Origin of the sequence: Paenibacillus litoralis, assembly GCF_046244365.1 — a bacterium.
In the GTDB taxonomy this organism is placed as follows: domain Bacteria; phylum Bacillota; class Bacilli; order Paenibacillales; family NBRC-103111; genus Paenibacillus_V.
In genome coordinates this window covers 5,956,250-5,975,199 of the sequence record NZ_CP176395.1, presented here as the reverse complement: position 1 = coordinate 5,975,199, position 18,950 = coordinate 5,956,250, and the positions used below count along the sequence as shown (strand labels likewise).

At 55.5% G+C, this 18,950-nt stretch carries 16 protein-coding genes; 8 read left to right on the top strand and 8 right to left on the bottom strand.

The window, feature by feature from the left end:
* Window positions 1-48 precede the first annotated feature (48 nt).
* Window positions 49-612 (bottom strand): helix-turn-helix domain-containing protein, encoded by a 564-nt coding sequence (locus ACKGJP_RS25335; RefSeq protein ID WP_409341562.1) that lies wholly within the window; start codon window positions 610-612, stop codon window positions 49-51.
* Window positions 613-1,110: 498 nt separating this feature from the next.
* Between ACKGJP_RS25335 and tdh the strand changes: the two genes are divergently transcribed.
* Window positions 1,111-2,154: an L-threonine 3-dehydrogenase gene (gene tdh / locus ACKGJP_RS25330; RefSeq protein WP_409341561.1), complete on the top strand. Its 1,044-nt coding sequence runs from the start codon at window positions 1,111-1,113 to the stop codon at window positions 2,152-2,154.
* 225 nt (window positions 2,155-2,379) lie between these two features.
* Entirely contained in the window at window positions 2,380-3,561 is a 1,182-nt protein-coding gene (locus tag ACKGJP_RS25325) for a glycine C-acetyltransferase (RefSeq protein ID WP_409341560.1), read from the top strand.
* 62 nt (window positions 3,562-3,623) lie between these two features.
* On the opposite strand, the gene ACKGJP_RS25320 is transcribed toward ACKGJP_RS25325, so the two are convergent.
* Window positions 3,624-3,956, bottom strand: coding sequence for a hypothetical protein (locus tag ACKGJP_RS25320; RefSeq protein ID WP_409341559.1), 333 nt, complete (start codon window positions 3,954-3,956; stop codon window positions 3,624-3,626).
* Window positions 3,957-4,277: 321 nt separating this feature from the next.
* On the opposite strand from ACKGJP_RS25320, the gene ACKGJP_RS25315 reads away from it, so the two are divergent.
* From ACKGJP_RS25315 to ltrA, 3 genes are all read left to right on the top strand, one after another.
* Complete coding sequence (locus tag ACKGJP_RS25315; RefSeq protein ID WP_409341558.1) at window positions 4,278-5,402, top strand: glycoside hydrolase family 88 protein; 1,125 nt, start codon at window positions 4,278-4,280, stop codon at window positions 5,400-5,402.
* Complete coding sequence (locus ACKGJP_RS25310) at window positions 5,399-6,595, top strand: LacI family DNA-binding transcriptional regulator (protein WP_409341557.1); 1,197 nt, start codon at window positions 5,399-5,401, stop codon at window positions 6,593-6,595. The genes ACKGJP_RS25315 and ACKGJP_RS25310 overlap by 4 nt, the downstream gene beginning before the upstream one ends.
* Before the next feature lie 435 nt (window positions 6,596-7,030).
* A complete protein-coding gene (ltrA, locus tag ACKGJP_RS25305; protein WP_409341556.1) occupies window positions 7,031-8,422 on the top strand; it encodes a group II intron reverse transcriptase/maturase in 1,392 nt (463 codons plus the stop codon).
* A gap of 92 nt (window positions 8,423-8,514) precedes the next feature.
* On the opposite strand, the gene ACKGJP_RS25300 is transcribed toward ltrA, so the two are convergent.
* The 3 genes from ACKGJP_RS25300 to ACKGJP_RS25290 form a co-directional block, all read right to left on the bottom strand.
* The gene (locus ACKGJP_RS25300; protein WP_409341555.1) at window positions 8,515-9,114 is read right to left on the bottom strand and encodes an AAA family ATPase; all 600 of its coding nucleotides are present in this window, start codon (window positions 9,112-9,114) and stop codon (window positions 8,515-8,517) included.
* A 66-nt stretch (window positions 9,115-9,180) separates the two neighbouring features.
* Window positions 9,181-9,735, bottom strand: coding sequence for a signal peptidase I (gene lepB / locus ACKGJP_RS25295; RefSeq protein ID WP_409341554.1), 555 nt, complete (start codon window positions 9,733-9,735; stop codon window positions 9,181-9,183).
* A 179-nt stretch (window positions 9,736-9,914) separates the two neighbouring features.
* Window positions 9,915-10,763 (bottom strand): AraC family transcriptional regulator, encoded by an 849-nt coding sequence (locus ACKGJP_RS25290; RefSeq protein WP_409341553.1) that lies wholly within the window; start codon window positions 10,761-10,763, stop codon window positions 9,915-9,917.
* A gap of 100 nt (window positions 10,764-10,863) precedes the next feature.
* On the opposite strand from ACKGJP_RS25290, the gene ACKGJP_RS25285 reads away from it, so the two are divergent.
* Window positions 10,864-11,736, top strand: a complete 873-nt coding sequence (locus ACKGJP_RS25285) for a phytanoyl-CoA dioxygenase family protein (protein WP_409341552.1) — start codon at window positions 10,864-10,866, stop codon at window positions 11,734-11,736.
* A 242-nt stretch (window positions 11,737-11,978) separates the two neighbouring features.
* Here ACKGJP_RS25285 and ACKGJP_RS25280 read toward each other — a convergent pair whose 3' ends face one another.
* The 3 genes from ACKGJP_RS25280 to ACKGJP_RS25270 all read right to left on the bottom strand — a co-directional run bounded on the left by ACKGJP_RS25280 (window position 11,979) and on the right by ACKGJP_RS25270 (window position 16,063).
* Entirely contained in the window at window positions 11,979-13,928 is a 1,950-nt protein-coding gene (locus tag ACKGJP_RS25280) for a hypothetical protein (protein WP_409341551.1), read from the bottom strand.
* Window positions 13,921-15,066, bottom strand: a complete 1,146-nt coding sequence (locus ACKGJP_RS25275) for a GNAT family N-acetyltransferase (RefSeq protein ID WP_409341550.1) — start codon at window positions 15,064-15,066, stop codon at window positions 13,921-13,923. Before ACKGJP_RS25275 ends, ACKGJP_RS25280 begins: the two co-directional genes overlap by 8 nt.
* Window positions 15,067-15,181: 115 nt before the next feature.
* Window positions 15,182-16,063 carry an AraC family transcriptional regulator gene (locus ACKGJP_RS25270; RefSeq protein ID WP_409341549.1) on the bottom strand — a complete coding sequence of 294 codons (882 nt, stop codon included), beginning with the start codon at window positions 16,061-16,063 and terminating at the stop codon, window positions 15,182-15,184.
* Window positions 16,064-16,227: 164 nt separating this feature from the next.
* On the opposite strand from ACKGJP_RS25270, the gene ACKGJP_RS25265 reads away from it, so the two are divergent.
* Both ACKGJP_RS25265 and ACKGJP_RS25260 read left to right on the top strand, forming a co-directional pair.
* Entirely contained in the window at window positions 16,228-17,781 is a 1,554-nt protein-coding gene (locus ACKGJP_RS25265; RefSeq protein WP_409341548.1) for a glycoside hydrolase family 31 protein, read from the top strand.
* A 141-nt stretch (window positions 17,782-17,922) separates the two neighbouring features.
* Entirely contained in the window at window positions 17,923-18,723 is an 801-nt protein-coding gene (locus ACKGJP_RS25260) for a M55 family metallopeptidase (RefSeq protein ID WP_409341547.1), read from the top strand.
* The last annotated feature ends 227 nt before the right edge of the window (window positions 18,724-18,950 follow it).

The window sequence follows — 18,950 nt, the reverse complement described above, 5'->3', positions numbered from 1 at the left end:
GGTTGGCATTCTGTAATTCTTTTTACTGGGAAAGGATTAGCTTTCCTTTTACTCCGGATAGTAAATCAAGGTGTAATACTTGGTGACGGTGTCAGCCGAGTTGACGTAAGTATGTGGCTGGTCGGCGGTAAAGTGGATGCCGCTCCCCGCTTTGACACGGTGGGATTCCTGCTCGAAACGGACGTCCAGCTCGCCGTCGATGACGAGAATGTATTCTTCGACGCCTTCGTTATGCGCTTCCGACGTATGGCTGCAGCCCGCGTCCATTTCGACGGTATAGATTTCGAAATGTTTTTGCTGGTTGAACGGGAAGAACGGGAATACCCGATAGGCCCCTTCCTCTTCGAGCAAGGGCGTCAAATCGTCGCGGCGGACGATCAGTACTTTGGCGGTGTCATTCTCGATCAAGGAAGTGAAGGAGATGCGCAGGCCGTTTACTATTTTCCACAGCACCGATATCGTCGGATTCGAATCGCCGCGCTCGATTTGACCGAGCATCGCTTTGCTGACGCCCGTTAACTCCGCTACTTGATCGAGGGATAGCGCACGAGCCTTTCGGATCGCTTGCAGGTTTTTGCCGATTTTTTTATGAATGGGTTCCGTTATTTCCATAAGTGCCTCCGGTTTGTTGAGTTCTGTTTTCTATATTATACGAGTGGCCGTTCGACAGCAACCGGAGTGTCGGTCGTTATGTTGTACGTTTGTGCAATATAATTGACGTTCTTCATAGAAACGCATATGATGAAGGAGAAGTGAGTAACGCGATGAAAAAAGTGACAGCCGTCCCCGAGCCTATTACCTACTGCCGGAACACACATGCCGAAATGCATGATAGCCCGGAACAAATCCGCTTACATAAAGGCTTATCGGCCGAGTTTGACGACAACTACCTAAGCATTCGAAGAAATCGTCAAAATCCCCATTGTACAATATAACGCACATATGTATAATATATTGTACAACAACATCAATTAGCTTTGATCACTCTATCATGTCGTATCAAACAATCGGTAACGCTCAGTCGTTCGTCGCCATAAAGACGAAGCGAACATGTACATAGGCGAAGCCGATTTTACGGGATAGGTGTTCATTTCATAAGGGGGATTACGGATGACTGAAATGATGTGGGGACTCGTCAAGGAAACGCGTGGGCCCGGGGCCGTCTATAAAGAAGTGCCGGTGCCGACGTTCGGGCCGGATGAAGTGTTCGTGCGCGTGAAAGCGACTTCTTTATGCGGAACCGACGTGCATATTTACAAATGGGATCAGTGGGCCGAAAGCACGGTCGTTACCCCGAACGTTTTCGGACATGAGTTTGCCGGGATCGTCGAAGCGATAGGCGAAAATGTGACGAACGTCAAGGTGGGCGATCATGTTTCAGGCGAAGGGCATATCGTCTGCGGCGTTTGCAGGGCTTGCCGCACAGGCAATGCGCACGTTTGCCCGTATACGAAGAGCTTCGGTATTACGGCGCCGGGCTGCTTCGCGAAATATGCGATCGTCAAGGCGAGCAATGTCATTCATAACAGCAAGGATATGCCGTTTGAAATCGCCTGCTTGCAGGATCCGCTGGGAAATGCCGTGCAAACCGTGCTATCGGGCGACATTGTCGGCAAGTCGGTCGCCGTCATCGGCGTCGGTCCGATCGGGCTGATGGCCATTCAGGTGGCGAAGGCCTGCGGAGCGGGCACGATTTTCGCGGTGGATATCAATCCGTACCGGCTTGACATGGCGAAGTCGATGGGAGCCGACGTACTGATCAACAGCGCCGAGGTGCCGATGGCCGAAACGCTTCGCGAGCAGACGGGCGGGGAAGGCGTAGAGGTCGTGCTGGAAATGTCCGGTCACCCTGCCGCGATCCGCGACGGCTTTGAAGCGGCAGCGAATGCAGGACGCGTTTCGCTGCTCGGCATTCCGACGAAGGAAGTATCGCTCGACCTTTCGCGTCATATCATTTTCAAAGGGCTGCGCGTAGAAGGCATTACCGGACGGAAAATGTACGACACGTGGTACCAGATGAAAGGGCTGCTCGAGCGCGGCCGGATCGACCTGAAGCCGCTCATTACGCACCGGATGAAGCTGGAGCAGTTCGAAGAAGCTTTCGAGCTGATGACGTCGGGCAAGTGCGGCAAAATCGTTTTTATACATGAGTAGAGTATCACAGAATTTCCGTAAAAATTAGGAGAAACACCGATGCGGAGGATGCTATAACGGTGCTCGTAAAGGAGCTTCGCTGTGTGCCGCCTTTGAACTCGCGTTCTACCATTAAAGAAGTTCCTGGAACGCGAGTTCAATGGAAGGCTGGAGGCCCTTATAGCAATCCGCAGCTGTATTGTGTTTCATTGAAATATTACGGAACGATCATTGGAGGCGTATTCGATGGCGAATTTCAACCATTTGGCGGCAGAGCTCGACCAATTGAAGCAGGACGGCAGGTACCGGCCGTTAACCGTGTGGCAAAGCGGCTCCGGCTCCTGGATGGAGCTGAACGGACGCAAGGTGCTGCAGATGTCGTCCAATAACTACCTAGGCTTGACTAGCCATCCGGATCTGGAGAAGGCGGCGATCGAAGCGATCGAAACGTACGGCGTCGGAAGCGGCTCCGTGCGCACGATTACCGGAACGCTGGCGATTCACGATCAGCTCGAGCAGGAGCTGGCTGCCTTCAAAGGAACGGAAGCTACGCTCGTGTTCCAATCCGGCTTTACGACGAACCAGGGGATTCTCGGTTCCATGCTTAGCGCCGACGACGTTGTCATCAGCGATGAGCTCAATCATGCGAGCATCATCGACGGGATTCGGCTGACCAAGGCGAACCGTAAAATTTTCGCCCATAAAGATATGGATCAGCTCGAACAGCGGCTGAAGGAAAGCGGTAGCTTCCGCTCCCGCGTAGTGGTCACGGACGGCGTGTTCAGCATGGATGGCGACATTGCGCCGCTGCCCGCGATCGTCGAGCTCGCCGAGAAATACGATGCGATCGTTTATGTCGACGATGCCCATGCGAGCGGGGTGCTCGGTACGAACGGCAAAGGCTCGACCGATCATTTCGGCCTGAACGGACGCGTGCACATTCAAGTCGGCACGTTGTCGAAGGCAATCGGCGCTGTCGGCGGGTACATGGCAGGTCCGCAAGTTCTGAAGGACTTCCTGATTCATAAAGCGCGTCCGTTCCTGTTCAGCACTTCCCAGCCGCCATCGGTTGCGGCAACTTGTCTTGCGGCCGTGCGCGTGCTGAAGAAGAGCGGCGGGGAGCTGATGGAGACGCTGTGGGGCAACGCGAACTATTTCCGCGATTCGCTGAAGAAGCTCGGCTTCGACACCGGCGCTAGCGAAACGCCTATCGTGCCGATTATTATCGGCGATCCGGCGCAAACGATGAAGGTGTCCGACCGTTTGCTGCAGGAAGGCATTTTTGCGCAAGGCATCGTTTACCCTACCGTGGCGTTGGACAAAGGCCGCGTACGGCTGATCGTTACGGCGACGCATACGCGTCAGGATCTCGATTTTGCGCTGGAGAAGCTGGCGAAGGTCGGGAAAGAGTTTGGCCTCATCGGATAAGAAAACGTAGAAAACCTTTTGCTAGCGGCTTACGGGCTGCGGGCAAAAGGTTTTTTTTGCGCTTATATGCTTGTTATGCCGCTGCAGTAGAGAAGAACCGCTTGCTGAACCGTAATCAGTACTTTCTTGAAATCATAGCCGACGAAATATTCGGAAGCGATAGCGTCGATGCTAACCTCTTCGTTCCGGTAAAAGGGCGGACAAGGATTGAGCAGAGCTTGCTCGTTCGCCTTACGCATTCGCTCCAGCGTGATTTGATAACGATGCAAATAGCTCTCGTTACGCCTATCGGCGAGCAAGCTGTCCGTCAAGATGACGTCGCTGCCGGGGAGTGCGGCATCCAGGTCCGCGTAAAACGTGTAATTGCGGTTATTTTCAAGGGAGGGCTTGCCCACCGTCGCTAAAAAAGCACATACGTTTTTCCGCTTAACGGTCTTGCATGAGGAGAAGCAGAGAGCCGATCGGCCAATGTGAAAATTTCGTTTATTTGAATCCGGGACAAATCGCAAAGGCTTAGAAAATGCATGAAAAATCCCTCCTTCTATAATGTGAATAAATATACATTAAAGTGAATGAAATGTACATAACGGCTCGATTGCGCGAAGAACTCCCGAAAATCCAATGTGCGCGCTTACAAAAAAGGATTGACAGTTTAAACGTTTAAAGTGTACATTTTATTTGTATTTAAACGTTTAAATAATGGGAGCGTGTTGTGAATGTGGAAGCAGGCGATTGAAGACGCCGTTGCTGTGACGAAAGCGAATATAGCAAGGTTTGACGGACAATTCCCGCATGTAAGCGAATCGGACGGCGTTTATCAGCTGAATCCGAATACGGATTGGACGGACGGGTTTTGGAGCGGAATCCTGTGGCTGTGCTACGAATATAGCGGAGACAAGGCTTTTGCCGAGGCGGCCGGCGGAACGATCGAAAGCTTCCGGGAACGCATCGAAGCGATGCGCGCGCTGGATCATCACGATATCGGCTTTCTTTACTCGCTGTCCTCGAAGGCCCAGTGGATGATCGAGAAGGACGAGAACGCCAAGCGGTTGACGCTTCAAGCGGCTGACGTTCTCTTGAACCGCTGGCGTCCGGAGGGCGAATATATTCAAGCGTGGGGGCCGAAGGGCGATCCGGATAACGGGGGACGCATCATCATCGATTGCTTGATGAATCTGCCTCTATTATACTGGGCCTATGAGCAAACCGGCGAAGCCCGATATCGGGAAATCGCCTTGCTTCATGCGAAGAAGAGCCAGCGCTTTCTCGTTCGCGGCGACGATTCGTCGTACCATACGTTCCATTTCGTGCCCGAGACCGGCCAGCCGATCGGCGGCAGTACGCACCAGGGCTATCAGAACGGCTCTACCTGGACACGCGGGCAGGCTTGGGGCATTTATGGATTTGCGCTTTCTTTCCGATATACTGGAGAGAAGACGTTTCTCGAAACGGCTAAGCGGCTCGCCCGCTATTTCGTCGCGCATCTACCCGAGGACGAAGTGGCGTACTGGGATTTCAACGTGCCGGTTACGGCCGAAACGTACCGGGACAGCTCGGCTTCCGCGATCGCGGCGTGCGGGATGCTCGAAATCCTTTCGCATCTCGAAGAGAATGATCCCGATGCGGCTTACCTGCGGGAAGCGGTGAATCGGAGCTTGACATCGCTAGTGAACCGTTATTCGACGGTCGGCGAGAAGGATGCCCAAGGCTTTATCAAGCACGGCTCTTATCACGTCAGAGGAAATCTCGCACCGGACGGCTTCAACGTTTGGGGAGACTACTATTACTTGGAAGCGCTCATGCGCTTGGAAAAAGGACATAAGGGGTATTGGTACGAGTGAAAGAAAGCAAGGACGAACAGGCCGGGCAGAACGGCGTAAAGGATAAGGACGAGTCGGCCATGACGGAGCCGACGGACAAAACGGCTTCTAAGGCGGCGACAGCCTCGGCACCCAAGCGGTCCGGACGCAGCCAGAATCGAACGGTGACCGTAGTGAACGTTGCGGAGGAAGCGGGGGTATCCATCGCCACTGTATCGAACGTGCTCAACCGCCGCGACGTGCCGCTTTCGGATGAAGTCATCCGTAAGGTGGAAGAGGCCGCCAGCCGGCTCGGCTACCGCAAGAACCGGATGGCCGCAAGCCTCAGCAAGCAGCGAACGAACGAGCTGGGCATGCTGATTCCGGGCTTCGGCAGCTATTTCGGCCAACTGGCGGAGGAGATGGAGAACTTGGCCCATCAATGCGGGTATCATTTGTCCGTATTTTCCTCCCGCTTGAATCCGGCCAAGGAGAAGCGCCATCTTGAAGCGCTGCTGGAACGCCGCGTAGACGGCTTGTTTTGTCACGGTTTGACGATGAGTCATGAATCGATCAAGCGCCTCGTAGGCAGCGAAACGCCGATCATGCTGTTCAATGCCTGGGAGTGGCCGTCGGATGCCGCGGTCGGCATCGTCAATCTCGACTTTTACGCCGCATGCGTCCAAGCGGTTCGTTACTTGCATGCAAAAGGCTGCGGCACGCTTATTTACCTGGGCTCCAAGTCGGCCGAAGCAACCGATCGGCAGAGGCGTGGCGGATTTACGGAGGGGTGCCTGGCACTCCCGAAAAACTGCGGCGTCCATGTCGTCGAAATGTCGGATCGCAGCGCGGAGCAGGCGATCGAGGAGATCGTCCGAATTCGGGCGGCGGCCGGCTCGACGGGGCCTGTCGGCATGATCGGCTTTGACGATCATGTCGCCTTCGGCGTCATGATGAAGCTTCTGGAGCGAGGCTATGCGGTTCCGGAGCAATTCCAAGTCATCGGGATCAACGATGAAGCATTCGCGAGGGACAGCTATCCGAGCATGAGCACCTTCGCGATTCCGCATAAGAGGCAGGCCAAGCTTATGATCGAATGGCTCCTTACGCATTTGGGGGAAGGCCGTAAGCTGGAAAAAGCCGGGCTGGATCCATACGCGCAGCCTGCCGAAATCAAGGAGCATCACATACCGGTCACGTTCGTTCCGCGAATGTCGACCGAAGGAAAAGGCTGACGGCAACCGCCGTCAGCCTTTTTTGCATGTACGCCCAGCATGGGCGTCATCTCTACGGTGAAAGTCCGGAATGGGGGCTGGCAAGCGCCTACCATTAGCCAAGAGCAAGGGTGTCCGTCGCGAGGCGGAATCTGAAGGAAGCTTACGGCAAACGCACGGCTTGAGGTACACGAATCCAATTTGAGGCGGTCGCAGTCGGATGAGTCTCCATTACAAGACAAAATCCAAAGCTGCCAAGGGCTGCGGCCGTAGACTTGGGCAAGCGCGGGCGGAAAGATGACGTTCTTATCTGGGGAGGCCTGCGGAATACGCGAAGTGATTTCGTAACCAGAGCCGGAAGGCTCTGCTGAATCCGCAGGAGTCAGCAGAGGCCATAGTACGTTCGTTGTTGCAACAACTTGCGGAAGGGCCGAACCGAAAGGAGAGAGGAAACCGATGCGTTCGAGCGAAGAGCAAAGACAGCAGAAAATCTCGCAAGAGAGCTCGCGGCAAAGAGAAGCGGTGAAGCCGTCAGGGCATGCCGGAGCGCCGAGTTCTTCGACGGCACAAGTCGCCCCTTCTTCTCGCGAAGACCAAAACGACCTGCTAGAGCGAATGCTCGAAGGAGACAACCTTCGACTGGCTTACAAGCGAGTGGTGCAAAACGGAGGAGCTCCCGGGGTGGACTGTGTAACGGTAGCAGAACTACAGGCTTACCTGAAAACACACTGGGACGCGGCGAAAGTCGAACTCCTCGCGGGAACGTACAGACCCGCGCCAGTCAAACGGATGGAAATCCCCAAACCCGGAGGCGGCGTACGGCTGCTCGGCATCCCGACCGTGATGGATCGCTTCCTCCAGCAGGCGCTTCTACAAGTCATGAATCCGATCTTCGACGCGGATTTCTCTTGGTACAGTTATGGATTTCGTCAAGGGAAACGGGCGCACGACGCCGTCAAACAAGCACAAATCTACGTTCAAAGCGGCCTTAGATGGGTCGTAGACATGGATCTGGCTAAATTCTTTGACCGAGTCAATCATGACATGCTCATGGCAAGGGTAGCACGCAAAGTGAAGGACAAGCGTGTCTTGAAACTGATTCGTGCTTACCTGAATGCCGGAGTCATGGCGGATGGGGCACTAGAGAAAACGGAAGAAGGAACGCCGCAAGGCGGCCCATTGAGTCCGCTTTTGGCGAACATTCTACTGGATGATCTGGACAAAGAGCTAACCAAACGAGGCCTACAATTCGTCCGCTATGCGGACGACTGCAACATCTTCGTGGCCAGTAGACGTGCAGGTGATCGTGTGATGGAATCGGTGACTCGCTTCGTAGAAGGAAAGCTGAAACTGAAGGTGAACCGAGAGAAAAGTGCGGTAGACAGGCCCTGGAACCGCAAGTTTCTGGGCTTTAGTTTTCTGAGGGACAAGAAAGCGACGATTCGTCTAGCTCCACAAACGCTCTCACGATTCAAAGAGAAAGTCCGAGAGCTAACGAACCGATCGCGGTCAATGTCCATGGAAAACCGTATTACGCAACTAAACAGATACCTCATAGGCTGGATTGGCTATTTTCGTTTGGCCTCAGCAAAGAACCACTGTGAGAAGTTCGACCAGTGGATTCGTCGAAGATTACGCATGTGCCTATGGAAGCAGTGGAAACGGGTACGCACTCGAATTCGCGAGCTTCGAGCACTCGGCGTTCCGGAGTGGGCTTGCTTTGTCATGGCCAATTCCAGGCGAGGCGTATGGGAAATGTCTCGAAACACAAATAATGCCCTTCCCACTTCCTATTGGGAAGCGAAAGGGCTGAAAAGTCTGCTTTCACGTTATTTGGAGCTTTGTTAACCTTTTGGAACCGCCGTATGCGGACCCGCATGTACGGTGGTGTGAGAAGACGGGGGTTAGTCGCCCCCTCTTACTCGATTCGTTTGAAGTTGTTATTGGAAGAAACGGAGGTGTTTGAGTTGCGTTTTGAGGCGATCGAGTTTATGGAGAAGCTTGTTTTTGCGCGCGGGCAGAAGCTGAATATGGGACATGGCGGCGATCGTTTCGGCTGCTTCTGTCACCGTCATGTTCTCGGTATCGAGATGCCGCTGAAAGATATCGCCCGATAAGCCGTCGACACATCGGTCGATTTGCCGGGCAGCCCATGAACCGCTTCCTTCGCCTCTGCTGCGCAATCGCTTAAGCAGGATATGCTTAGAAGCGCATAAGGCGAAATGGTTAACCGTTCTTCCGTCACGCCTCAGACGGCCGACGATCTCATCGAAATATTGGGGATTCACGACGGTCATGGGCACGAGTACAATGCCATCGTACTCGTTTGCGATGTGCGTTAGCATGGCATAGTTCGTCTCGCGCCACAGGGGATAGTCTTGAAAATCGTCTGCCGCCCGCACTTCCTTCGGTATGTTCTTCCTTATGTAATAGCCGGCATTCTCGGGATCGAAGACGAAGGAATGCGGTATTCGTCTGGACAATTCGAAGGCGGTTTGCGTCTTGCCGGAACCGAATGCGCCGTTAATCCAAATGATCACCGTTTAACACCTCGTCGTTTACATGTAGTAGTGAATCCGGATGTCGCATGCCATCCGACAGACTTGCTATTGAAGCCCGCCGAATGTATGCGGAGGCCAAATACGGAATACCGCCCGGCCTTCGACGCTCGATAGGGCGATCGGGCCCAATTCCCGGCTGTCCGTGCTGTGCTCCCTATTGTCGCCCATGACGAACAGCTTGTCATCAGGTACGGCGTAGGGGAGAGCCAGCCCCTTTGAATACGTGGCGCCGCGAGCGTAAGGCTCCTCTAACCGATTGCCGTTCACATAAACTTGACCGTCCTTCATATCTACCACATCGCCCGGCAAACCGATGACCCGTTTGATCAGCCTCTGCTCGCTCTCCGGTCCTTGAATGATGACGATGTCGCCGCGGTTCGGATGGCCGAACCTGTACGTTATTTTGTCTTCGATCAGTCGTTGACCTTCATATAAGGTCGATTGCATGGAAACGTTCCTTACTTCCGTCTGTGCGAACGCAAAGTTCTGAATCAGAAGCGCCGAGACGACGGCTACGGATAGGGAAACGCCCCAATCGCGAAGCTCGCGCCGCCATTTGGCCGTTCGTTTTGACGGCTTGTCTGTTTGCCGGTTCTTCATATGGTCAATCTCCCTTCCATCGCTTCAAGCGGCTACTGGGCCGCCTCTCTACCTACATACGCTGCAATGGAAGAAAAAGTTTCTTCGGCGCACAAAATGCGGCCGGAATTCGAAACATAATCCCATTTTTCCCCACATGCTCCTCTGCTAGGATGAAGGTAATCGATGAGAGTTACGTCTCAGAAGTCCCGAGCCTGAGAGGGGGAGAAACCGTAATATTGGCTGAATGCTCGGCTGAACGAATACGCATCGGGATAAGAGATCGCAAGTGCGATTTCCGTAAGCGTAAATGACGTTTCCTTCAGGTACTGCATCGCCTTCTCCATGCGCAACCGCTGCAAATAAGTTTTTGGGGAGAAGCCCATTCGTTCGGTAAACATTCTGGTGAAATGGGAGCGGGTCATTCCGGCATGCTGTGCTACGTCCTGTACCCGGATGCCGCTAGTGAAATGGATGTTCATGAACTCGATGCTGCTTTGCAGAATGGACATGTTCGGCGCGTTCTCGTATCCCCGCTGGCGCCCTTGGGCGAGGAGCTCGTCGAACCATTGAATGAGCAGCAGCACGAAGCTCAGCCTATCGGCGTTTTCTTCGGAAGCGAATACTTGCTCCATGGATTGCAGATACGGCAGCAAGCGGGATTCATCCCACCCCGTAAGGTAGGGAGTCTCCTCGGAAAAGCCGATGCGATTGAGCATTTGGAGGGAATGCTTGCCGTTGAACGTTATCCAGTACATCCGGGGAGGCTGCTCGGACTCCGCATAATAGTATTGATGGAGAACGCCGGGGATGATGCAGAAAATGGTGTTTTTACGGAGGAGGTGTTCGTTGCCGGCATGATCGATAAAGTGCATGGCTCCCCCATCGATGTAAATAAGCCCATATCCCGAAATGGCCGGAGAAGCCCTGCGGTATGTCGGTTTGGCAATCGTAAGCCCGATGGTTGTCGGCCAGATGCCCCATAACTTTTCGAGCGGGGTCGGTCTATGCCACCACATCGATCTGAATTCATTCGGCAATTCCAGCATGGCATGGCACACCTCCATGATTATGCGCGCAAGTTTCATACACTTAAAAGAGCGCTATCATTGTAGCACAAAACGACAAATCGAAGAGGAGAATTTCAGAATGAAACCAAACCTGCTGCCTTATCCGTACGAGTTCGATCAAGACCGCCTTCAGGACATTAGGGAATGTAAAGAACGCCATGGCTTCGCGATCGTTAAACAACTATTTTCCAAGGAACATGTGGAGGGTCTTAAAGAGGAGGTTCGCAGAGTGCTTGGGCCCCAATTCGCGAACGAATCGATTCTTTCCATAACGGATATCGCCTTCATCGAGAAAAGTCCGGTGATGGCCGAGCTATTGGCCTATGAACCGCTTATGCGTATTGCGAATTACCTGAATGACGGGCAGCCTATGACGCTCAATCGAAGCGCAGCCATTTACAAGAAGCCGGGAGCGGGAGGTGATGTAGGAAATTCCGGGGTGCATGCCTGGCATACGGACTGGAACGCCATGGAGCATCCGTATGGCGCCAACGCCGTTCTCAATAACAGCGGAGCCGCTTCTCTTTGGTTTTATTTGACCGGCAGCCATCCGCATAACGGAGGATTGGCGATTTTGCCGGATTCGCATACGGACGATTGGACGGGACCGGAAGGGTTTGCGTTCACCGAGGGGCGTAAATCGTTTTATCGCATGGGAACGGAGCCTAAACCTTGCTGCGACATGGATGTGCCCGGCATGATACCGGTGATTTCCGAGCCGGGGGATCTCGTTATTTTTGCGGAACGAACCTATCACGGGGTGAATGCGCATAAAGGAACGGAGCCTCGCCTAAGCTGCGGTATGAGCTTTCGCTCCAGCAGCTATAACCCGGGACCGATCTGGCCGTTGCCCGAATCGGCGCGGCGATTCATCGAGTCTTGTCCTGCGGAAAGCAAGCATCTGGTAGAAGGGTATAGCGGCATCGATACTTCGTGGAGATCGGCTCCGTAACGGCGGTATGGGGAGCTGCCGCTTCGGCAGGGAAGGAATCGAACGGATGAGGCCGAAACAGGCTATCCGGCCTAGCTGATATAAGCTAAGCCGGATAGCTCGTCTTGGACGGATCCGTTCGAATACGGCTTGGACTCCGGTATGCGAGATTCGCAGTGCCGCCATCCGGACATTGGCCGGGTGAAGGTAAAGCGTCGAAAGAATGCGTGCCTAGTTCAGCATTTATTCGGATTGCCTCGTATTCACGATCGGCAAGCGGGAACTGCCGATTGTCGCAAATCCTCCGCTACTTGGTTCCAATCGCTAATGTGGCAGTGGTCGAACAGCATAAGCCCGTCGGACTTGCCGAAGCAGCGGCTCATGACCGCCTGCCGCAGCCCGGGCTCCCGCAATGCGGGGATCGCGACGCCGGCATAAACCGGCAGTTCGCCGTTCGTCACGAGCCTGGCGAGCGCGATGTAGCGCTCGACGTCGCGAACGGTCTGCTGATACGTGCCGATCATCAGAAAATCCAAGCTGCCGGTGTAGCCCGCTGCCGCATACTCGTCCGTATACAGCGCGTCCTCCGTTAAGCCGAGCCGCCGGTCGTAGCGGAAATGGGGGCTGGCCCAGTTGACGCCGTACCGGTAATGCAGCTCGTACCACGAGCCCACATAAGCGGCAAGCTGGACGGCCTTGCCGCGCTGCGCGTTGTGCAAGTCGATCATGCTCCGCGTTTCGGCGACGAACGAAGCGATGACATGAGCGCGGAACGCCCACCAGTCGGCATAAAGAGGGCCTTCGGTACGCGTTCCTCGTTCGTCATACGCGAACACGTCATGCGGCCAATGCGCCAGCTGCTTGCCGCGCGCAGCCAAATACTGCTTGAACTTCGTTTTCGTGCCGTCGCTGAAATCGGCGAACTCGTTGTCATAGCGGCAGCGGTCGAGCAAAATGCCGTCGATGTCGTAGCCTTCGACGATTTCGCGGATGCCGCGCAGCTCGTAATCGCGGACGGCGTCGTTCGCCGGATTGACGAATTGTACGGTCGCTTTGCCGTTTCGGGCGTAGGAAGCCTCTCTCTGTCGCAGGACCCGGCCGCCGTCTTCCGGCCGCTGCAGCTGCTGCTCCCACGCCGGCAGCCGGTCGGGGAGCGCAAACTGATTCCGGTAAAAGGATCCCTCGGCAAACACGTTCAGCGCTGCATAGACGCGAAGTCCGGCCGCATGGCCATGCCGGACGAACAGGTCGAGCAGATCCTGGTCGGGATTGGCGCCTTTGCGGTCGGGCGACGTCATTCCGCTAACATAAGGCCTTCCCGTCAGTCCGTTCCGTCGGTACGCGGCGAAGCCTTCAACGCCCTTCACGTCGAAGACGATTGCGGTTATGCCCGCCGCTTTCGCATTCTCCAGCATACTCCGGACAGCCGCCTCGGATTGAAATTTCAGCATGTTATGGCCCTGCTCCACCCATAAGAACACATCGCCGCTCTTCGTACCGGGCGACTCCGATGCCGGTTGGCGAAAAACGAACAATGGCGCGGCGTCGAGAAGAGCGCCGTCCTCCGTCAGCGACGCTTCGACTACGTTGCCGCCTAAGCGCAGCGGTACCGTACAAACGAATGAGCCGTCCGTCTCGATCGGCACGTCGGTGCCGTTCACCTTGACGGCATAAGTCCTTCCTTCGCGGCGGCGGACAGCCTGACCTTGCAGCAAGAACGCAGGCTCCGAGAGCGATGTCAGCGCTCCGCTTGCAAGCATCAGGGCAGGCTGCTCGCCGCATGCTGCGGCCAGCTCCCTCGCGGAGGCGATATCGCCGTTCAGCCTCAGCTTGACGGCGTCGCCTTGCTTAAACAGAGAGGAGAACCGTCCGGAATCCTCCGAATCGCCGCCATAGAAGAGCAGGGCAAAGCCGCCGGAGCGAATGCAAGCTCCGGCGGACGCATTCGCCGCCAAGCCTGGAGCGGCAATCTCCCGCACCTGGCTGCAGCGGTCGACGATCACGCACGCGGCGGCTTCCGTTGCCATTATCCCAGCGCTACCCGTGAAGCCGGGAGTCAGCAGCAGGACGCCCTGCCAATCGCTCCCCGGCAGCCGGTCCACCGCATCGATCCGCAGCCGCGGACCCTCTACGGTGATCGAGATGTCGGCCGGCGCGGCTTCTACCTCGCAGAGCCATTCCCGAGTAGGCGCCGCCGAATCCTGCTTATACATAATTTAGCCCCAGCTCTCCCGGCATTGGAATAGGTAAAAGTTGGGAAAGTTCGGCTTTGAGCGCAGGGTCGATGTCCGATTCCGGATGCACGTCGAACAGCAGGGAGATGAGCTCGTGCGGGGATACGACCGCCGATTTGCCGGCCAGAGACAATTGAACGCTGCCTTCATCGCCGGTTTTGCGCAGCTCGAACGTCTCGGCGAGCGTCGCGTTTTTATCCGCCAAATAAGGCTTTAGCTGAAGAGCGAGCCGTTCCGGCGAAACGATCATGACCGTGCAATAGGAGCGGTACGGCTGCCGGTTCTGAACGTCCTTCAATGAGGCATGCAGCTCTTCCTCGTGCCAAGGAACGAACGTATTCAGCTGCTCGAGACCGTAATGGGTTACCACATGCGCGTGTAGGGCGGCAACGGTTTGCGCCGGGCCTCCCCATTCGTACGCGCGAGGCGGCTGCTTGATCGTAGGCGTATTAGGAATTCCGATGATCAGGTAGGCCTCCGGCTTCCCGTTCCGCTCTGCGACGAGCACGCGCTGGCCGTGTTTGATGCAGCGCGGCAGCGCTTCGGCGTCGATCAGCTGAGCCAAATCCCAAACGCTTTGCTCGAAGCGGACGGGCCGAGCTTCGGCGATTTCCTGCAGATGAAACCAGTCCGTCTCGGTCATTTCGCGGTAAGAGAGTTCTCCGTTTAGGTGGATGGCGCTAGCCGATGCCGCATCCAGCGTGTACTGCGTGTAGCCGCCGTATTGGGCGCATCCGAGCCGCGTATACAAGCCTCGCCCGCCGGAGACGAACAGCAGAGGCGAGCCCGCCTGCTCCATATGCGGGATAATCGCCTGCAAAATTTCGCTGGCATATCCTTGTCCGCGATGTCCGCGGTCGGTGCAGACCGATCCGAGCGAGTAAACGTTCAGTTTGGCGGATCCGATGCGGACGATCGAGGGCACTAGACCCATGAAGGAGACGAGCTTGCCGTCCGTGTCGGAGAAGGCGCCATACGATTGCTTTAAGGTTTGGGAGAACACGCCGGGAAACCCGACGCCCATCGATACCTGCTCGGCATCTCGGAACATTTCGTCGGACAACGCGATTGCGTCGCGGAATTCTTCGGGTTTAAGCAAGCGGCGGACAGTGGCCATAGTGATATTCCTCCTGTTAGGCATCATTTTATAGGGGGACAAAAAGCGTTCCTTCTTATTGTACCGAATCGGAGCCTGTGCGGGCAGACTACAACGATGACTTTTTATGGCCGGATCATTGTCGTTTCCCGTCATTTTTGCGGAATTGGGAAGGTGATACGCCCTTATATTTCTTGAACAGCTCGTCAAAATAATTGACCGTGCCGAAGCCGGTCCGCTCGGCGATCCGGGTGATCGGCGAATCCGTCTGGACGAGAAGCTCCGCCGCTTTGGCGATCCGGTAAGCGTTAAGGAACTCCGTGAAGGTGCGCCCCGCGGCTTTTTTGAACGTTCGGCAAAAATGGTAGGTGCTCATATTGGCCAGCTTGGCCGCATGCTCCACAGGGATTTTCTCCGCGTAGTGCAGGTCGACGTACATCATCACATGCTTGAGCTGCTCCGCATGGCGCATGCCCGGCGCTGTGCCGTAAGCGGGAAAATCCTCAGCGGCATAGGCGCGCGAGAGCCGGGCAAGAAGGATATGCAAATACGACCGGATGACGATCTCGTAGCTTTGCTGCCTTTCCGCAAATTCGCCGACGATGCTGCGTATCGTTTGAGCAAGCCCTTCATAATGAGGGTCGTCCGGACGAAGGCGATCGGGAAGAGCCAGACTCTTGCCAAGAATCGGCGCGTCAAGCAAGCCGTTCGGCGCAGTCCCGCTCAAGGCGAAGCGGTTAAACAAGATCGTGTAATAATCCGGAACCGCTCCTTGTAAATAACCGCCATGGATTTGGCCTTCCGGCATGAAATAAATATCGCCCGGTACGGCGGCGTAAGAGCGACCTCCGATATGAAATTCCGCTTGCCCTTCCGCCATCATGATAATTTCCATATGCTTTTCGTGCCAATGCGGATGGAATAATACCGTTCCTTCGGACTGCGGCCGAAACAAATTGAACGGAAACTCGTCGCTGAGCATGAGGGGATTGATGTCGTGAATCGGTTGGCTGGTCAATGCCGCCGCCTCCTCCTTCCGGTCGCAAGTGTAATCGTCAGTCCAGTAGAAAAATAGCATGATTGTGTAACTATCAGGCAATTCCGCCGCTAGACGGTTGAGACGATTGTACCGTAAGCTGATCGTAATGTGAAATCATTTACGTAAAACGGAGGAGCGGTTGGATGGAACGGAATCGATTGGAGCTGGACCTTTTGCAGGGCGAGTATTGGTGGGGCGGCGTCGTATGCGACGGTGCGATCATGCCTTTTGGCGGCGGCAAGGAGACGGAAAGGAATATGCACCTCAATTTGCGGGGAAATCAAGGCGCGCCGCTGCTGCTTTCGAGCAAAGGAAGATCCGTATGGTCGGAGGAAACGTTCCGCTTTCGGGTAACCGCGGACAAGCTGATTGTGGAGGTAGCGGACGGGGAGATCCGCTTTGACGCCGCCGCAAGCGATTTGCCCGAAGCGTTTCGACGGGCTGCGCAGTCGTATTTTCCGGCTGACGAACAGTGCCCGGATCCGCTGTTTTTTACGGCGCCGCAGTACAATACATGGATCGAGATGACCTACGAGCCGACGCAGGACAAAACGATCGCCTACGCGGAAAGCGTCTTGGCGAACGGGATGCCGCCCGGCGTTATTATGATCGACGACAATTGGATGCAGGACTACGGTGTCTGGAAGTTCCATCCCGGACGGTTCCCCGACCCGCGGGCGATGACCGATAAGCTGCATGAGCTCGGTTTTAAAGTAATGCTATGGACGTGTCCGTTCGTCAGTCCGGATAGCGAGAGCTTCCGTTACCTGGAGCAAAAGGGATGGCTGCTTCGCGGCGAAGACGGCGAAACGGCGATACGCCGCTGGTGGAACGGGCTCAGCGCGGTGCTCGATTGCACGAATGCCGCTGCGGTCGATTGGTATCATGAACAGCTTCGGATACTCATCGACCGGTACGGCATCGACGGTTTCAAATTCGATGCGGGCGACCCGGAGTTTTACAGAGCTTCCGACAAAAGCGCCGTCCCGCTTCATCCGAACGGACATTGCGAAGCGTGGGCGAATGTCGGCTTGCGCTATCCGCTCAACGAATACCGCGCCTGCTGGAAGAACGCCGGCAAGCCGCTCGTTCAGAGGCTGCGGGACAAGAGCCATAGCTGGGGCAACGACGGGCTTGCTTCGCTCATTCCTGACGGGCTTGCCCAAGGGCTGCTGGGCTATGCCTTTGCCTGTCCGGACATGATCGGCGGCGGTCAAGTAGGCGATGTGCTGAACGACGATTTTACGGTGAAATCCGCCTTCCAGCTGGACCAGGAGCTGTTCGTGCGCTATGCGCAGTGCTCCGCGCTGTTTCCGATGATGCAGTTTTCTGCGGCGCCATGGCGGGTTCTGGACAGCGAGCATCTGGCGTTGTGTGTGGAAGCGGCGAATTTGCACGCGCAGTTCGGGGATGAGATTATGGCTTTGGCGCAGCAGGCAGCCGAAACCGGGGAGCCGATTATGCGTCATCTGGCCTATGTGTACCCGGAGGGCGGCTACGAGAACGTAAACGATCAGTTTATGCTCGGCGACAGCGTTCTGGTAGCTCCGATGCTGGCGAAAGGCGCAGCAAGCCGCAGCGTTGCGTTCCCGCCGGGCAGCTGGCGAGGCGACGACGGAAGCACCGTCGAAGGTCCGTGCGTGCGGGATGTGAACGCCCCGCTTTCGCGTTTGCCTTGGTATCGGAGACAGGCGTAGCCGGCTTTCCTAATCGACTCGTTTCCCGTATACGGAAGTCCAAGCGCCTGCTATCATGAAAAATAGCGGTCTATGCAGGATGACAGGGACAAAGACGCGGATGCGAACGCCGTTCAAGAGAGTCGAGGGAGGCGCTTGTCAATGAATGTTTACATTATGGGCGACATGGAAGGGATCAGTCTCGTTACGGAATGGGATCAAGTCAAGCAGGGGCATCCTTTCTACGCCAAGTATCAGAGCCTTTATACGGAAGAAATCGGGGCGGCGGTCGAAGGAGCGCTTGCAGCGGGGGCCAAACGTATCGTCATCAACGACGGCCACGGAAGCGCCGATTACAATCTATTGTGGGAGAAGCTTCCGGATATGGTGGAAATCGAACGCCCGGATACGGCGGCTAACATCTTCCCGTCCATGGAGCTGTCTCCGTTCGACGCGCTGCTGCTGATCGGCTATCATGCGATGGAAGGGACGCCTGGCGCCGTGCTGGCGCATACGCAGAGCCACGAAAACTGGCATTCCTATTCGGTTAACGGTCAGACGTACGGCGAAATCGGACAGCTGGCGTTAATTGCCGGCCATTACGGCGTGCCGGTTGTGTTTATTAGCGGCGACCGCGCCGCTGTCGAGGAAGCGCGTTCGCTGCTGGGCGAAGATTTGCCGGGCGTGACCGTGAAGAACGGTCACGCGCATGGCAAAGCGACTTGCCTTCACCCTGCGGTGTCCAAAAGGCTTATACGCGAATCGGTCGAACAGGCGCTGCGGTCGGCAAGCGTAAAGACACGCGAACCGCTTGCTCTGGGGCAGCCGCATTACAATGTCGAAGTGACCTTTAAGAAGGAAGCTGCGGCCGAAAGCTTCGAGGGAAAACCCGGAGTGACCCGAATCGGGGATATGACGATTGCCAAGCGTGTCGGCGATAGTAGCCGGATCCTTGATTTATAGGTTTTGGCGCGCTGCAGTCTGTTGGATGCCAAAAACGCGGTTGAGCGGGATTTCCTGCTCAACCGTTTTTGTTATGGCGAGAGGAGAGGGGCTATTGCTTGGATTGCCTTTATTCAATGTACGTTCATTATTAGTGAACTGAAGTTCACTAATAATGAACATAAATTCACTAAATCAAGGGGATACGTCCGTTTCAGACAAATAGTGAATCCAAGTTCACAATTAGT

Excerpts from the sequence above, each read along its gene's own strand:
- ACKGJP_RS25265 (WP_409341548.1), top strand. The coding sequence starts at position 16,228 with ATGGAACGGAATCGATTGGAGCTGGACCTTTTGCAGGGCGAGTATTGG.
- ACKGJP_RS25325 (WP_409341560.1), top strand. The coding sequence starts at position 2,380 with ATGGCGAATTTCAACCATTTGGCGGCAGAGCTCGACCAATTGAAGCAG.
- ACKGJP_RS25335 (WP_409341562.1), bottom strand. The coding sequence starts at position 612 with ATGGAAATAACGGAACCCATTCATAAAAAAATCGGCAAAAACCTGCAA.
- ACKGJP_RS25285 (WP_409341552.1), top strand. The coding sequence starts at position 10,864 with ATGAAACCAAACCTGCTGCCTTATCCGTACGAGTTCGATCAAGACCGC.
- ACKGJP_RS25280 (WP_409341551.1), bottom strand. The coding sequence starts at position 13,928 with ATGTATAAGCAGGATTCGGCGGCGCCTACTCGGGAATGGCTCTGCGAG.
- ACKGJP_RS25260 (WP_409341547.1), top strand. The coding sequence starts at position 17,923 with ATGAATGTTTACATTATGGGCGACATGGAAGGGATCAGTCTCGTTACG.
- tdh (WP_409341561.1), top strand. The coding sequence starts at position 1,111 with ATGACTGAAATGATGTGGGGACTCGTCAAGGAAACGCGTGGGCCCGGG.
- ACKGJP_RS25290 (WP_409341553.1), bottom strand. The coding sequence starts at position 10,763 with ATGCTGGAATTGCCGAATGAATTCAGATCGATGTGGTGGCATAGACCG.
- ACKGJP_RS25275 (WP_409341550.1), bottom strand. The coding sequence starts at position 15,066 with ATGGCCACTGTCCGCCGCTTGCTTAAACCCGAAGAATTCCGCGACGCA.
- ltrA (WP_409341556.1), top strand. The coding sequence starts at position 7,031 with ATGCGTTCGAGCGAAGAGCAAAGACAGCAGAAAATCTCGCAAGAGAGC.
- ACKGJP_RS25315 (WP_409341558.1), top strand. The coding sequence starts at position 4,278 with ATGTGGAAGCAGGCGATTGAAGACGCCGTTGCTGTGACGAAAGCGAAT.
- lepB (WP_409341554.1), bottom strand. The coding sequence starts at position 9,735 with ATGAAGAACCGGCAAACAGACAAGCCGTCAAAACGAACGGCCAAATGG.